This is a genomic window from Kaistia sp. 32K, from assembly GCF_016629525.1.
GTDB lineage: Bacteria > Pseudomonadota > Alphaproteobacteria > Rhizobiales > Kaistiaceae > Kaistia.
In genome coordinates this window covers 2,147,454-2,162,503 of the sequence record NZ_AP024269.1, presented here as the reverse complement: position 1 = coordinate 2,162,503, position 15,050 = coordinate 2,147,454, and the positions used below count along the sequence as shown (strand labels likewise).

Below are 15,050 nucleotides of genomic sequence, written 5' to 3'. Positions count from 1 at the left end.
CGCTTGGCCAGCAGCCCAATCGTTCGGCGCGCCAGTGTCGGCATGCTGGCCGCGCTCGCATTGGTGGCGGTATCGGGCTGCTCGAAGGTAACCGGCGGCACCCTGGGCGGTCTGAACGAGACCTACCACTCCGGCTACGTCCCTCCGCCCAACGCAGTCGAGCAGGTCCCGATCGGCGCCAGCCGTGACCAGGTCCAGATCGTGCTCGGCTCGCCGTCGACCACGGCCGACTATGGTGGCGAGGTGTATTACTACATCAGCCAGACGCGGAAGCGGCCGGTCGCCTTCATGAACCGCAAGGTCGTCGACCAGAAGATCCTCGCGGTCTATTTCAACAAGAAGAACGAAGTCGAAAAGGTCGCCAATTACGGCATCCAGGACGGCAAGATCTTCGATTACGTCACGCAGACGACGCCGACCGGCGGCAAGGACCAGGGCTTCCTGGAGCAGGTCTTGACCGGAACCGTCGGCATGGGCAGCAACCCGTTCGGCAGCTGATCGAGCTGACGACGGCCTAGCCAGAATCAGAAGGCCCTCCCCGCGACGCGGAGAGGGCCTTTTCTTTGGCTGCGACGAAGACGCTACTGCGCCAGGACGGCGAGCAGCAGCAGGGCCACGATGTTGGTGATCTTGATCGCCGGATTGACGGCCGGTCCGGCCGTGTCCTTGTAGGGGTCGCCGACGGTGTCGCCCGTCACCGATGCCTTGTGCGCTTCGGAACCCTTGTAGTGGGTCTGGCCGTGCGAATCGACGAAGCCGTCCTCGAACGACTTCTTCGCATTGTCCCACGCGCCGCCGCCCGAGGTCATCGAGATGGCGACGAAGAGACCCGTCACGATGACGCCGAGCAGCATGGCGCCGACGGTTGAAAAGGCTTCGCTCTTGCCCGCGATCCAGTAGATCAGGAAGTAGACGACGATCGGGGCGAGAACCGGCAGGAGCGACGGGACGATCATCTCCTTGATCGCCGCCTTGGTCAGCAGGTCGACGGCGCGGCCGTAATCCGGCTTCTCCGTGCCGGCCATGATGCCCGGCTTCTCGCGGAACTGCCGGCGCACTTCCTCGACGATCGACCCGGCGGCGCGCCCCACGGCGGTCATGGTGATGCCGCCGAAGAGATAGGGAATAAGGCCGCCGAGCAGCAGCCCGACCACGACATAGGGATTGGATAGGGTGAAGTCCGGAATGACGCCCTTGAAGTACTGGAACGTCGTGGAGCCTTCCTTGTTCGCCTCCGCGATGAAGTGGGTCAGGTCGTAGTTGTAGGCGGCGAAGAGCACGAGGGCGCCGAGACCGGCCGAACCGATCGCATAGCCCTTGGTCACGGCCTTGGTGGTGTTGCCGACCGCGTCGAGCGCGTCGGTCGACTTGCGGACCTCCTTCGGCAGGCCGGCCATTTCGGCAATGCCGCCGGCATTGTCGGTGACCGGGCCGAAGGCATCGAGCGCCACCACCATGCCGGCGAGGCCGAGCATGGTCGAGACCGCGACGGCGGTGCCGAACAGGCCTGCGAGCGAGTAGGTCGAGATGATGCCGGCGACGATGACGAGCGTCGGCAGCGCCGTCGATTCCAGCGACACGGCAAGGCCCTGGATGACGTTGGTGCCGTGGCCGGTGACCGAGGCCTGCGAGATCGAGCGCACCGGCCGGTAGCCGATGCCGGTATAGTATTCGGTGATCCAGACGATCAGCCCGGTCACGACCAAACCGATGACGCCGCAGAAGAAGAGGTTCTTGCCCGTGATGGTGAACCCGGCCGCCGTGCCGATCTCGCCCCAGCCGATCAGGAGCTGCGTCGCGATCGCCAGGCCGATGACCGACAGCACGGCGGAGGCGATGAAGCCCTTGTAGAGCGCGCCCATGATCGACTGGTTCGCGCCCAGCTTGACGAAGAACGTGCCGATGATCGAGGTCAGGATGCAGGCGGCGCCGATCCCGAGCGGGAAGAGAATGATGCTGCCAAAGGCTGGCGACGCCGCGAAGAAGATCGTCGCCAGCACCATCGTTGCCACGATCGTCACGACATAGGTTTCGAACAGGTCGGCCGCCATGCCGGCGCAATCGCCGACATTGTCGCCGACATTGTCGGCGATGGTGGCCGGATTGCGCGGATCGTCCTCCGGAATGCCGGCCTCGACCTTGCCGACGAGATCGCCGCCGACATCCGCGCCCTTGGTGAAGATGCCGCCGCCGAGGCGGGCGAAGATCGAGATCAGCGACGCGCCGAAGCCGAGCGCGACGAGCGCGTTGACGACAACGCGGTCATCCGGCGAAAAACCGGCGAAACGGGTCAGGATCAGGTAGTAGCCGGAGACGCCGAGCAGGGCGAGGCCCGCCACCAGCATGCCGGTGATGGCGCCCGACTTGAACGCGATCTCGAGGCCTTCCGCGAGGCTCTTGGTCGCCGCCTGCGCGGTGCGGACATTGGCCCGGACCGAGACGTTCATGCCGATGAAGCCGGCGAGACCGGAGAGCACCGCGCCGATCGCGAAGCCGATCGCCACCGTCAGCGACAGCAGCCAGGCAACGATGACGAAGATGACCACGCCGACGATGGCAATGGTCGTATATTGCCGCTTGAGATAGGCGCTTGCGCCTTCGCGGACGGCCGCTGCGATCTCTTGCATGCGGGCAGTTCCGGCGTCGGCCGCGAGGACCGACCGCGTCGCCCATACACCATAGGCGAGCGCAAGCAACGCACATAGAATAATGAGATAGATCACGTCCACTTTCCTCCTCTGGCCGGCCTTTTATTACGGCCGCCCAAGGACGCCGCGCCGGCTGAACCGTGCGGCGGGAAAGAGCAACGTTCCTCCCAGCAATTCCCCCCCGTAATGGCGAGTTGAGAACGGCTTTACGCGCGGGTCAAGTCTTCTCCTGAGCGGCGCGCCGCTGCAGCAGGACCGAGCCAGCGAGCGCTGCCAGGCTGAGGGTGACGACGGGGAAAACGATGAGGTTGATGAACACCCAGCCGGGGCCGCCGATGAGCTTTCCCGACAGCAGCGACGCGATCGCCGCCGCGCCTAAGACGAGGAAATCGTTCAGCCCCTGCACCCTGCCCCGCTCCTCGGGACGGTAGGTATCGGCCAGCATCGCCGTGGCGCCGATGAAGCCCAGATTCCAGCCGAGGCCGAGCAGGATGAGCGTGATCCAGAAATGCGCCAGCGAAATTCCGGACATGCCCACGACCGCGCAGGCCGTCAGCAGTGCGAGACCGGCGATGACGACTCGATCCTTGCCGAATCGGACGATCAGCCGGCCGGTGAAGAAGCTCGGTCCGAACATCGCCAGCACATGCCACTGGATGCCGAGCGCCGCGTCGCTCTGGGTCAGGCCGCAGCCGACCATGGCGAGCGGCGCGGCTGTCATGACGAGCGACATCAGCGCATAGGCCGAGATGCCGCAGAGCACCGCCGCGATGAAGCGGGGCTGGCGCGCGATGACGCGGAGCGGGCGCCCCTTCGGGCCGTCGGCATGGCTCCGGAGCTCTCGCGGCGGCACGACGTCGCGAATGCCGCTCGCGATCAGCAGCCCGATGCATCCGAGCCCCGCCGCCGCCAGGAAGCTGCCGGCGAAGATGACGGGGCTGAGCCAGTCATTGGTCAGGATGACCGTCTGCGGCCCGATGATGCCGGAGAAGATGCCGCCCGCCATGACGAGCGACATCGCCTTGGTGCGTACCGCCGGGCTGCCGGCGTCGATCGCCGCGAAACGGTATTGCTGGTTGAAGGCGCCCGACATGCCGATGAAGAAGAGCGCGACGGCGAACAGCCAGAACAGCCCCTGCATCAGCGCGAAGGTCGCGAGCAGCCCGCCAAGGATCGCCGGGGCGGCGCCGATGACAAAACCCTTCCGCCGGCCGATCCGGCTCATCAGGATGGCAGCGGGAATCGTGGTCAGCGCGGAACCGACCGTCGAGGCGGTCACCGGCAGCGTCGCCAGCGACTTGTCCGGGCCGAGCAGGTAGACGCCGGCGAGGCCGCCGAGCGTCACGGCGATCGGCAGGATCGAGCCGTTGACGGCGTTGGCGGCCATCAGGACGCCGGCGTTGCGCCGGACGATGCGATCGAGATCCTGGGAACCCTGCTTGTCCACGACTGCTCCCCCGCGCACGCCGCCGGAATCGGCAGGCCCTGCGCTCAGGCAGAATCATCTAGCAGGAATCGAAACGACGATCAGAAATGATCGTGCGAGGCGCGTCCGAGAGAAATTGGTTTCCCGTTGGCATCGACAACGACAGGGGCGCCCTGCCCCTCGACGATGCGGCCGATCACCGTCACCGGGATGCCGGCTTGCGCGGCCGCTTTCGCATAGTCCGCGAACCGCGCCTCCGGCATCGTCGTCAGGATCTCGTAGTCGTCGCCGCCGGTAAGCACGCTGGCGAGCACGGTCGGATCGACCGCGGCGAGTGCGCGAGCGGCATCGGACAGCGGAATGCGCGCGGCCTCGACAATGGCCGAGACGCCGGAGGTCTCCGTCACATGGGCGAGATCGCCGATCAGGCCGTCGGAAATGTCGAGCGACGCATGCGCGAACTGTCGGACCGCCTCGGCGAGGCCAAGCCTCGGCTGCGGATGCAGGTAGCGATCGAGCAGATGCGCCGCCCCCTCGCCCGCCGCGTCCATGCCGAGCGTGCCGAGGCGGAGGCGCAGGCCGAGGGCCGCGTCGCCGATCGTGCCGGAGACGACGATGACGTCGCCGGCCTTCGCTCCGGCACGGCGGACGATGCCGCCGGCCGGCACCTGGCCGAGCGCGGTCACCGAAAGCATCAGTCCGTCGGGGGATTTCACCGTGTCGCCGCCGAGCAGCGGAATGCCGTAGCGCTGCTGGTCCTCCGCGAGACCGGCGGAGAAGCCGGCCATCCAGTCCTCCGTCCAGTCGGCGGGCAAAGCGAGGCCGAGCAGATAGCCGATCGGCGTCGCACCCTTGGCGGCGAGGTCGGAGAGATTGACGCGGAGCGCCTTCCTGGCGATCGAGGCCGGCGGATCGTCCGGGAAGAAGTGCACGCCGGCGGCGACCATGTCCTTGGTCAGGACGAGGTCGAAGCCGGGTTCCGGACGCAGCAGCGCCGCGTCGTCGGTCAGGCCGAAAGCGCCGGGCTCGTCGGCCAGCGGACGCAGATAGCGGGCGATCATCCCGAACTCGCCGGGTCGTCCACCCTGCTCCGCCATGCTCAGCCCTTGTCGTTGGTCGAAGCGTCGCCGAACTCTTCGCCGCGCAGCTTGCGGGCGACGGTATCGAGAACGCCGTTGACCATGCCCGCCTCGTCGCCGACGCCGAAGAAGGCGCGGGCGATGTCGACATACTCGGTGATGACGACACGGGCCGGCACGTCCTTGCGGCCGATCAGCTCGTAGGTGCCGCAGCGCAGGATGGCGCGCAGCGTCACGTCGATCCGCTTCAGGGGCCAGTCCGGCGTCAGCGAGACATGGATCGCCGGGTCGAGGTTACGCTGTTCGCGCACCACGCCGGCGATGATGTCGCGGAAGAAGGCCGCGTCGGCGTCGCGATACTGGTCGCCGTCGAGCTCCTTGCCGAGCCGGTAGTTCTCGAACTCGGCCACGACCTCGGTCAGCGAAGCGCCGCCGACGTCGAGCTGGTACAGCGCCTGCACGGCCGCCAGCCGGGCAGCGCCCCGCTGGTTCGCCGGTCGGAAGGTCCGCGCCGTCTGCGGAGCCTTGTCGGGTGCCGCCATCGTCACAGACCGAATTTGTTGCGGAGGGCGACCATGGCGAGAGCAGCCTCGGCCGCGGCGCCGCCCTTGTTCTTCTCGGCGACGCGCGCGCGGGCATAGGCCTGGTCGTCGTTCTCGACGGTCAGGATGCCGTTGCCGATCGCCAGCGACTCGATGACGGCCATGTCCATGATGGCGCGGGCCGACTCGTTCGCGACGATGTCGTAGTGCGAGGTCTCGCCACGGATCACGCAGCCGAGCACGACGAAGCCGTCATAATTGACCTCGTCTTCATCCATCGCGGCCAGCGCCATCGAGAGGGCCGCCGGAATCTCCAGAACGCCCGGCACGGAGATGCGCTCGAAGGTGGCGCCTGCCGCCTCGATCGCCGCCTTGGCGCCATTGAAGAGCTCGTCCGAGATGTCCTCGTAGAAACGGGCATCGATGACGAGGAGGTGGGGGGCCGATTCGCTCATGTCGAAGCTCTCTGTTTGACCGGTCACCCGGATCGGATTGGGCGGCAGGTGAACCATGCGGTCCATGCGCTGTAAAGGGAAAAGAACGCCGCAGCCGGCGTCCGCCCACACGGGCGGCACAGCATGGCTGCGGTCATGGCGGTGTGTGTCTCGCGCCCTGGCCGGGTCGAGCGGAGCTTACGCGGCTTCCGTCAGTCGCGCCACATAGCGCGCCATCTGGTCGACCTCGAGATGAATGCGGTCGCCGGGCTGGCGTGCACCCCAGGTCGTCACGCCGGTGGCGAGCGTGTGCGGGATGAGCAGCACCGAGAAGCGGTTGCCCTCGACCCAGTTGACCGTCAGCGACGTCCCGTCGAGCGCGACCGAGCCCTTGGTGGCGATGAAGCGCGCGAGTTCCGATGGCGCCTCGAAGACGAAGCGCGTGGTCTCGCCGAGATCCTCGCGGCTGACGATGGTCGCCAGGCCGTCGACATGGCCGGAGACCATGTGGCCGCCGAGCTCGTCGCCGAGCTTGAGCGCGCGCTCGAGATTGATCTCGGTGCCCTCTTCCCAGTGACCGACCTCGGTCAGCGCCAGCGTCTCGGGCGCCGCCTCGACATCGAAGCGCGTGCGTCCGTCGGGCCGCGGGTCGATCGAGATCACCGTCAGGCAGACGCCCGCGCAGGCGATCGAGGCGCCGATGGCGATCGTCGCGGCGTCATAGACGCTGTCGATGGTGATCTTGTTGACGTCGTTGCGACGCTCCACCGCCGTGACCTTGCCGACGTCGGAGATGATACCCGTGAACATTCAGACAGACCTTTCGTATCGGACCATGCGATCCTCGCCCAGACGCGTTTCCTCGATGCGGCGGAACCGCGGACTGCGCTCGATCGCCGAGAGCGCGCCGCCGGCAAGAGCCCGGACACCATCCGGACCGACGACCACCGGCGCGTGAAACAGCACCACTTCGTCGAGCAGCCCGCGATGGAGCAGTGACGCCGCGACCTTGGCGCCGCCCTCGACCAGCAGGCGCGTGACGCCGCGCTCGGCAAGCAGACGGAGCGCCGCCTCGATGTCGACGCCGCCGGATCCCGTGCCGACGTTGATCACCTCGACGCCCGCTGCTGCCAGCCGATCGCGGTTGGAGAGCGGCGCTTCCGAGGAGGTGACGAGCCAGAGCGCGGTGTCGCCCGCGCCTTTGACGAGCGAAGAGGTCGGCGACAGCCGCGCCTGCGTATCGAGGACGATGCGGATCGGCGAATGGGCGCGAAGCCCGGGCACACGGACCGTCAGGCTCGGATCGTCGACGAGCGCCGTGCCGATGCCGATCAAAGTGGCGTCGGCCTCGATGCGCATGGTCTGCAGCCGGGCGAACGCCTCGCGGCCCGAGACCAGCATGCGCTCGCCCGCCAGCCGGCCGATCATGCCGTCAGCCGAAACCGCGAGCTTGAGCGTGACATGAGGACGGCCGGCCGCGAGCACAGAGATCGGCCCGGCATGCAGCCGCCGCGCTTCGTCGCCCAGCACGCCGGTTACGACGGCGATGCCTGCATCGCGCAATTGCGCATGGCCGCGCCCGGCGACGCGGGGATCGGGATTTTCGAGCGCGCTGATGACGCGCGCGACCCCGGCGGAGATCAGGGCCTCGACGGCGGAAACGCCATCGAGCGGATTGGGCGAGGGTTCGAGCGTCGTATAGACGGTGGCGCCGCGCGCGGCCGCTCCGGCCGCTGTTAGGGCGGCGATCTCGGCCTGCGACGTGCCGTCGTCGCCGGTCGCGCCGCGACCGACGATGACGGGGCCTTCCGCCTCAAAGCCGACGACCAGGGTGCCGACGGCGGGCGCCGGCGCGGTGGAGCCCAGATTGCGGCGCCCGAGGCGGAGCGCGACGGCCATCAGCCGGCGGTCCATCTCGGGATCGGCGCTCGCGGTCCGCTCTGTCGCCATCCGTACCCCCGCAGATTGGTTTTGGCGCGACGCCGGAGCGACGCGCCAAAGTCTTAATCGCGCGTGTCGACTTCCAGCGCGTCCTGAGCCGAGAGCTCGTCGAGGACGGTCGAGAAGTCCTTGGCTTCGCGGAAATTGCGATAGACCGAGGCGAACCGCACATAGGCGACGTCATCGAGACCCTTCAGGGCCTCCATGACATAGACGCCGATCTGCTCGGCGTTGATCTCGCTTTCGCCGCTGCTTTCCAGCTGGCGGACGACACCGTTGATCATGCGCTCGACGCGCTCCGGATCGACCGGCCGCTTGCGCAGCGCGACCTGGACGGACCGCATCAGCTTGTCCCGATCAAAGGGAACGCGCCGCCCGCTCTTCTTCACGACGGTCAACTCGCGCAGCTGGATGCGCTCGAAGGTCGTGAACCGACCGCCGCAATCCGCGCAGACCCGGCGCCGCCGGATGGACGTATTGTCCTCCGACGGGCGGGAGTCCTTCACCTGCGTATCGTCGCTGCCGCAATAGGGACAACGCATGGGCTGTTCCGATCAGGAGTAAATCGGGAAGCGCGCGGTCAGCGCGTGAACGCGTTCCTTGACCGAGGCTTCGACGAGCGGAGCCGAACCATCTTCCGACTGCGAAACGGCGCCCAGGACTTCGGCGATCAGGCGGCCGACTTCCTGGAATTCCGCGACGCCGAAGCCGCGCGTGGTCGCCGCCGGCGTGCCGAGACGGATGCCGGAGGTGACGAAGGGCTTCTCCGGATCGTACGGAATGCCGTTCTTGTTGCAGGTCAGGCCGGCGCGGACGAGCGCCTTCTCCGACACGTTGCCCTTGACCTGCTTCGGACGCAGGTCGACGAGCATCAGGTGGTTGTCGGTGCCGCCCGAAACGATGTCGAAGCCCTGGCCCTTCAGCGTTTCCGCAAGCGCACGCGCGTTTTCGACGACGGCGTTCGCGTAAAGCTTGAAGTCCGGACGCAGCGCCTCGGCGAAGGCGACGGCCTTGGCGGCGATGACGTGCATGAGCGGGCCGCCCTGCAGTCCCGGGAACACGGCCGAGTTGATCTTCTTGGCGATCGCCTCGTCATTGGTCAGGATCATGCCGCCGCGCGGGCCGCGCAGCGACTTGTGCGTCGTCGTGGTGACGACATGCGCATGCGGCAGCGGCGACGGATGCGCGCCACCGGCGACGAGGCCGGCGAAATGCGCCATGTCGACCATCAGATAGGCGCCGACCGAATCGGCGATCTCGCGGAAGCGCTTGAAGTCCCAGATGCGCGAATAGGCCGTGCCGCCGGCGATGATCAGCTTCGGTTTGGTCTCTTCGGCGATGCGCTGGATCTCTTCATAGTCGAGCAGCTGGTCCTCGCGGCGCACGCCATAGGGCGCCACCTTGAACCACTTGCCGGACATGTTGACCTGCGAGCCATGGGTGAGATGTCCACCCGCGGCGAGGTCGAGACCCATGAAGGTGTCGCCCGGCTGCAGCAGCGCCAGGAAGACGGCCTGGTTCATCTGGCTGCCGGAATTCGGCTGGACGTTGACGAATTCGGCGTCGAACAGCTTCTTGGCGCGCTCGATGGCGAGCGTCTCGACGATGTCGACGAACTCGCAGCCGCCGTAATAGCGCTTACCCGGATAGCCTTCCGCGTACTTGTTCGTCAGCACCGAACCCTGCGCTTCCAGAACGGCGCGCGAGACGATGTTCTCCGAAGCGATCAGTTCGATTTCATGCTGCTGGCGACCGAGCTCCTTACCGATGGCATCGGCAATTTCCGGATCGGCCTCGGCGAGGGTCCGGTTGAAGAAGGCGGAGGTCGAGGAAAGGCTGTCGGCGCGATCCGTCAGAGACATGGGGCGGTCCATCCTGTTGTCGGTGCCGGATCGAGCCAGAGTCGGCTCGTCGTCCGGAACCCGGGCGACGTACCATATGTGGGGGTAGACGCCAAGAAAAAGGGCCTCATTCGGCCCTCGAATTAACGGTGCCGTTCCGGACGATCGCCCGGAACGGCCGTGTCAGATGCGCGGCGGCTACTGCAGTGCGAGCTGGCCGATGCCGTCGCGATTGTAGATGTCGTCGCGGAAATGGGTGACGCCGTCGGCCATCGCCCAGGCGCTGATGTACTGCAGGTAGAGCGGCACTTCCGGCTTCGGATTGACGTTGACCTGCTCGCCGGACTTGAAGATCTGGTCGATGCGCTCGCGCGGGAATTCGGGCGTGTCGCGCAGCAGCCAGCCGATCACCTGGCGGACGTTCTGGACGCGGATGCAGCCCGACGAATCGAAACGCTGCTCGCGGCCGAAGATGTCCTTCTGCGGCGTGTCGTGCATGTACACCTGCTCGTCATTGTGGAACGAGATGCGCACGGTGCCGAGCGAGTTGAAATCACCCGGATCCTGGCGGAACAGATAGCCCTTGGTGGCCTGGTCCGTATGCCAGTCGATCGACTCCGGCGGCACTTCGACGCCGGCGGTATCGTAGATCCGGATGTGCTTCTTGGTCAGATAGTCGGGCGACTTCTGCATCAGCGGGATCAGGTCCTTGCGGATGATCGACGCCGGAACGGTCCAGTTCGGGTTGAAGCTGATGCGATAGATCCGGGTGGCGAGCACCGGGGTCGGACGATCGACCTTGCCGACGACGGCCGTATGGCGCGAGACGACGCGATTGCCCTCGACGACCTCGATCGCCGCGGCCGGAATGTTGATCATCACATAGCGTTCGCCGAGGAAGCCCGACATCGAGCGCAGGCGAACCAGGTTGGTCTGCAGCTGCGTGAGCCGGACGGCGGCCGGAACGTTCATCATGTTGATGGTCGACTGGCCGGCGACGCCATCGACCGGCAGGCCGTGACGGGCCTGGAACCGGCGCAGGCCTGCATCGACATAGGAATCGAAGGTCTGCGAATTGCCCGTACCCTGGCCGAGATCGCCGGTGACGGCGAGACGCTGGCGCAGGATCACGACGTTGGGATCCTTGAGGCCGAGGCTGAGCTTCTTGTCGCCGGGAACCACCGGCCAGCCGCCACGCGAGACGATGTCGGTATAGTTCTGGATGGCGTATTCCACCGCCTGCGCCGTGTCGGGCGACAGGATCGGCGCCGAGGTGCGCACGGAAGCCGCGCCGCTCGAGGCGGCATCGAAGCCGTCCGACCAATCGCTGCTGCCATTCTGCAGAACCTGGTTGATCGGATCGACGCCCTGCGCGAAGGCCGAAAGCGGCATGGCGACCGATGCAGCCATCGCGCCCGCGATCGAACGCAGGGCGCCACGACGCGTCATCGCAACGTCAGGGAGGAGGAATGTCTTCTTTGATCCGCTCATGTCGCTACTTCTAGAAGCTCGCTGATAGATGGAGCGCGCAATCCTCGCCCGCTCCCAATTTTCAACTGCGGCTAGAACGCGCCGCGAACCTTCAACACAGACGGGATTCCAAGGAGCCCCTTCCGCAACACCGATGCCGGCCCTGGAACGCGGCGGCTACCGTGTCAAAACACGGACGACCCTCGGCAGGCAAGAAGCCCAAGCAACCCTGCTTCGTTTTCACGCCAGTATGGCGCTTTCATGTCTCACCCGGCCGCTACAACGCAGAGTGATACTGGACCGATATGGTTACCGGAACCTTCACGGGGCCCTACCAAGCGAAAATCCCGACAGTCAGCTCGGGTCACTTTGGCCTCGATTTGTAGATTGGAACAGGCGCCGAAATAGCCAGATCGCTAGCGACTATCGGAGCCCTGCTGAGCGGCGCATTGCCTAGTCCGCAGCCTTCAACGCGACGAGAACGCCCGGATAGTATGCGCCCCCATGCTCCATCTTCCGAGAGTGAACCGGAAAACACCAAGCCCAGCCATCTACCCCAGTTCCGGACAATCTGACGATCCGATCTATCTCAAACCCTATCGATGACTGCCATGCCTCTCTTGAGCGGGGCTTTGTCGCGAACCGCGGAACTATGAAGACGCACCCGTAGCGACAAAGCTCATCACCGAGACACAATGCGTCAGACACCGCTCCGTCGACGCCCGACTTGATTCTACGCTGAAGAACCTCATCAGACCATTCTGCCCTAGTCCACTTATGCTTGGCTTCAATGCCAAAGAGTGTACCATTAATGCTAGCGAATAAATCTGCTCGACCGGCTCCTGAGCCGCCTTCACGAGCCTTTTCAGACGCATATTCCTCAAGTGCAATACCATCGACGAGCCACGCCCCTGCCGCAAGCAAGGAGACGTTGGCACGCTCTCCGTAGTAATATCCCGCGTCATCATCGCGCATGGCCCGGGAATACTTGGTCACAGCTTCTATCCAGCCAACAAAAAGCCGTGTCAGAGCTCCTTTGTTTCTGCCCTTGAACTCAACCCCTGATTCAATCAAACGCCCCGTCTCGCTCATGCTGCAACTCTTCCGCCCTGACTACAGTCACCGCCTACGTCAAGCTGAATTACACCACTAATGATTGCAATGAGCTTTTATTCGCTCATGAATTGGCCCGACACCGTCCAAACACGCAAAAACCCCGGCTGGAGACGCCGGGGTTTTTGAGGTTCCGCGCTCCGGGATCAGAGGCGATAGAGGATCTGGTCGGTCCAGAAGCGGTCGAGGCGCTGCAAGGCGCGGTTGAGCATCTGGAAGTCGTCGATGGCGATGCCGCCGACCTGCTCGATCGACTTCATGTGGCGCTCGTAGACGCCGGCGACGATGTTGGCGACTTCCTGGCCGCTCTCCGTCAGGCTGACCCGGACCGAGCGGCGGTCCATCCGCGAACGCTGGTGATGGATGAAGCCCATCTCGACCAGCTTCTTCAGATTGTAGGAGACGTTGGAGCCGAGATAGTAGCCGCGGCTGCGGAGTTCGCCGGCGGTCAGCTCGGCATCGCCGATGTTGAACAGAAGCAGCGCCTGGATGCTGTTGACGTCGGAGCGGCCCGAGCGGTCGAATTCGTCCTTGATCACATCCAGCAGACGGCGATGGAGCCTTTCCACCAGAGTCAGCGCTTCCATGTAAAGCGGCTTGAGCTCCGGCGTATCCTGCTGTTGATTGACTGCTTCGACTGCCCGCTTCGCGCTGATCATCTTTCCGACCTCTCTGTTGCGTGGCAAGTATTCTTCTCACCTGATGACAACGGACCTTATAGGGATCATTTGAATATGATCTTAAATATCACGCTTAACGCAGGCTTACCTGCCCGGGCGGCCTTCCAAACGGTTCTTATCGTTAAAAACTTGTATCCCGCCGCTCAGGCCGTCATCGCCTCGTGCCGCCGGCTCATCACCAGCAGGGCCACGAAGATGAGCAGCGTCACGACATGGAAGGCGACGACGAGTAGATCGAGTCCGTAGGTTTCCGCGAAGACGGTGTGGATCGCGATCTCGAAGAAAGCGACATAGACCCAGATCACGTTGCCCCAGGCCACGCGCATCCAGAGCCCGACGGCGGCCACCAGGTCGACGACGGCGAGATGGATGGTCACGAGCTTCCACGGCGTCGACATCGTCTCGAAGCTCCAGCCCGGATCCTGGAAGACGCCGGCGATGTAGAGCCAGTGACGAAGCCCCAGCAGAAGCAGGATCGCCGCGATGCCGCGAAGATAGACCGTCAGCGCCAGGTCGTAGGGATTGTCCGGCTCGCTCGGAAGCTGGGTGACTTCGTTGTCGATCATGGTAGCGGGATGTCTCCTTCGGCCGGCGTCACGAAGTGCCTATCGATCGCCTCCGGGTCAACCTCCGAAAGCGTCGCCGGCTGCCAGGCCGGAGATTGATCCTTGTCGACCAGGGCGGCGCGGACGCCTTCATAGAAATCAGGACCGTCGAGGATCGCGCAGGCGATGCGCCAGTCCAGCCGGATGCAATCGTCGAAATCGAGCTCCCGCGCGGCGCGGATCTGACGCAGGGCGACGCGCAGGCTGGTCGGCGATTTCGATCGGATGGTCGCCGCCGTCTGCCTCGCCCAGTCGGCATGCGGCCCGTTCAGCGCGTCCAGTCCGACGAGGATCGATTCGACCGATCCGTTGGCGAAGGACGCATCGAGGATCGGGCCGAGCCGCTCCAGCGTCTCGGCCTCGACGGGTTCCGCGTGGTCGGCAAGGACGATGTCGGCGCCCTCGCCTCGCGCCAGCCGCTGGACGATCGCGTCGAAGGCGGCGGCGGGCACGGCATGGGTCGCGATGCCGGCGTGGAGCGCATCGCCGCGGCGAAGGCGCATCGCCGCGAGGGCGGAATAGACGCCGGCAGCGCCCGGCATGCGCGACAGGAAATAGCTGGATCCGACATCCGGAAAAAAGCCGATTCCCGTCTCGGGCATCGCGAAGACGGCATTCTCGGCGAAGGCGCGGTGCGAGCCGTGCACGGCGATCCCGGCGCCGCCGCCCATGATGTAGCCGTCGACGAGCGCGACATAGGGCTTCGGGAACGCCTTGATCGCGGCGTTCAGGCGGTATTCGTCGCGGAAGAAGGCGCGCTGCTCCGACGCGCCGCGCCCGGCCTCGTAGACCGCGCGGATGTCGCCGCCGGCGCAGAAGGCCCTGCCCTCGGCGCGGATGACGACGGTTTGCACGCCGGCATCCTCCTTCCAGCTCGCGAGCGCCTCCGCCAGCGCACGGACCATGCCATGCGACAGCGCGTTGAGGGCGCCCGGCCGGCACAGCGTGACGATGCCGGCGTAGCCCTCGCGGTCGAAGCGGATCTCGGGTGGGGCCATGCTTTTCTCCGGAGAATGCGCTCCGACAGTAAGCGGCGACGCACCGGCGACAAGGCCGTTCGCCGTCCGTCCCCATCTCATTCGGCCTCAAGCGTTGGGCCTATCTCTCCGCTGGCGGGAACCTGTCGCCTCCGATATGATCGCGCCATGTCGATGGCCGAAGAGAAGCCCTGTCCCGGAGCGGCCCGCCACGGCGCCGCTTACCGGGTTTTTCTCATGCCCAGTTGGACCTGATGGTACCCTCCCAAATGATTGCCGCGCGCTAGACGACAC

General features: G+C 65.6%; 15 protein-coding genes. 1 reads left to right on the top strand and 14 read right to left on the bottom strand.

From position 1 onward, the window contains the following. Nucleotides 1-3 precede the first annotated feature (3 nt). Nucleotides 4-498, top strand: coding sequence for an outer membrane protein assembly factor BamE (locus K32_RS09755; RefSeq protein ID WP_371812986.1), 495 nt, complete (start codon nt 4-6; stop codon nt 496-498). Nucleotides 499-581: 83 nt separating this feature from the next. On the opposite strand, the gene K32_RS09750 is transcribed toward K32_RS09755, so the two are convergent. The 14 genes from K32_RS09750 to K32_RS09685 form a co-directional block, all read right to left on the bottom strand. After that, nucleotides 582-2,729, bottom strand: coding sequence for a sodium-translocating pyrophosphatase (locus K32_RS09750; protein ID WP_201403819.1), 2,148 nt, complete (start codon nt 2,727-2,729; stop codon nt 582-584). Between the two features lie 136 nt (nt 2,730-2,865). Beyond that, on the bottom strand, nt 2,866-4,095 hold the full coding sequence (locus tag K32_RS09745; RefSeq protein ID WP_201403818.1) for an MFS transporter: 1,230 nt from the start codon (nt 4,093-4,095) through the stop codon (nt 2,866-2,868). A gap of 80 nt (nt 4,096-4,175) precedes the next feature. Next, nucleotides 4,176-5,171 (bottom strand): thiamine-phosphate kinase, encoded by a 996-nt coding sequence (gene thiL / locus K32_RS09740; RefSeq protein ID WP_244669925.1) that lies wholly within the window; start codon nt 5,169-5,171, stop codon nt 4,176-4,178. 2 nt (nt 5,172-5,173) lie between these two features. Continuing rightward, nucleotides 5,174-5,695 carry a transcription antitermination factor NusB gene (gene nusB, locus K32_RS09735; protein WP_201403817.1) on the bottom strand — a complete coding sequence of 174 codons (522 nt, stop codon included), beginning with the start codon at nt 5,693-5,695 and terminating at the stop codon, nt 5,174-5,176. 2 nt (nt 5,696-5,697) lie between these two features. Next, the gene (gene ribH / locus K32_RS09730; protein ID WP_201403816.1) at nt 5,698-6,150 is read right to left on the bottom strand and encodes a 6,7-dimethyl-8-ribityllumazine synthase; all 453 of its coding nucleotides are present in this window, start codon (nt 6,148-6,150) and stop codon (nt 5,698-5,700) included. Nucleotides 6,151-6,327: 177 nt separating this feature from the next. Continuing rightward, nucleotides 6,328-6,939: a riboflavin synthase gene (locus tag K32_RS09725; protein ID WP_201403815.1), complete on the bottom strand. Its 612-nt coding sequence runs from the start codon at nt 6,937-6,939 to the stop codon at nt 6,328-6,330. Beyond that, a complete protein-coding gene (gene ribD / locus K32_RS09720) occupies nt 6,940-8,079 on the bottom strand; it encodes a bifunctional diaminohydroxyphosphoribosylaminopyrimidine deaminase/5-amino-6-(5-phosphoribosylamino)uracil reductase RibD (protein WP_244669924.1) in 1,140 nt (379 codons plus the stop codon). Nucleotides 8,080-8,132: 53 nt separating this feature from the next. After that, nucleotides 8,133-8,612, bottom strand: coding sequence for a transcriptional regulator NrdR (gene nrdR / locus K32_RS09715; RefSeq protein ID WP_201403814.1), 480 nt, complete (start codon nt 8,610-8,612; stop codon nt 8,133-8,135). A gap of 12 nt (nt 8,613-8,624) precedes the next feature. Further along, nucleotides 8,625-9,932, bottom strand: coding sequence for a serine hydroxymethyltransferase (gene glyA, locus K32_RS09710; RefSeq protein ID WP_201403813.1), 1,308 nt, complete (start codon nt 9,930-9,932; stop codon nt 8,625-8,627). A 177-nt stretch (nt 9,933-10,109) separates the two neighbouring features. After that, nucleotides 10,110-11,360 (bottom strand): murein L,D-transpeptidase, encoded by a 1,251-nt coding sequence (locus K32_RS09705; RefSeq protein WP_244669923.1) that lies wholly within the window; start codon nt 11,358-11,360, stop codon nt 10,110-10,112. Between the two features lie 474 nt (nt 11,361-11,834). After that, a complete protein-coding gene (locus K32_RS09700; RefSeq protein WP_201403811.1) occupies nt 11,835-12,473 on the bottom strand; it encodes a hypothetical protein in 639 nt (212 codons plus the stop codon). Between the two features lie 167 nt (nt 12,474-12,640). After that, on the bottom strand, nt 12,641-13,153 hold the full coding sequence (gene ldtR, locus K32_RS09695) for a transcriptional regulator LdtR (RefSeq protein ID WP_201403810.1): 513 nt from the start codon (nt 13,151-13,153) through the stop codon (nt 12,641-12,643). A 164-nt stretch (nt 13,154-13,317) separates the two neighbouring features. Next, a complete protein-coding gene (locus K32_RS09690; RefSeq protein WP_201403809.1) occupies nt 13,318-13,740 on the bottom strand; it encodes a DUF6163 family protein in 423 nt (140 codons plus the stop codon). After that, nucleotides 13,737-14,777: an enoyl-CoA hydratase/isomerase family protein gene (locus K32_RS09685; RefSeq protein ID WP_201403808.1), complete on the bottom strand. Its 1,041-nt coding sequence runs from the start codon at nt 14,775-14,777 to the stop codon at nt 13,737-13,739. The genes K32_RS09690 and K32_RS09685 overlap by 4 nt, the downstream gene beginning before the upstream one ends. Nucleotides 14,778-15,050 lie beyond the last annotated feature (273 nt).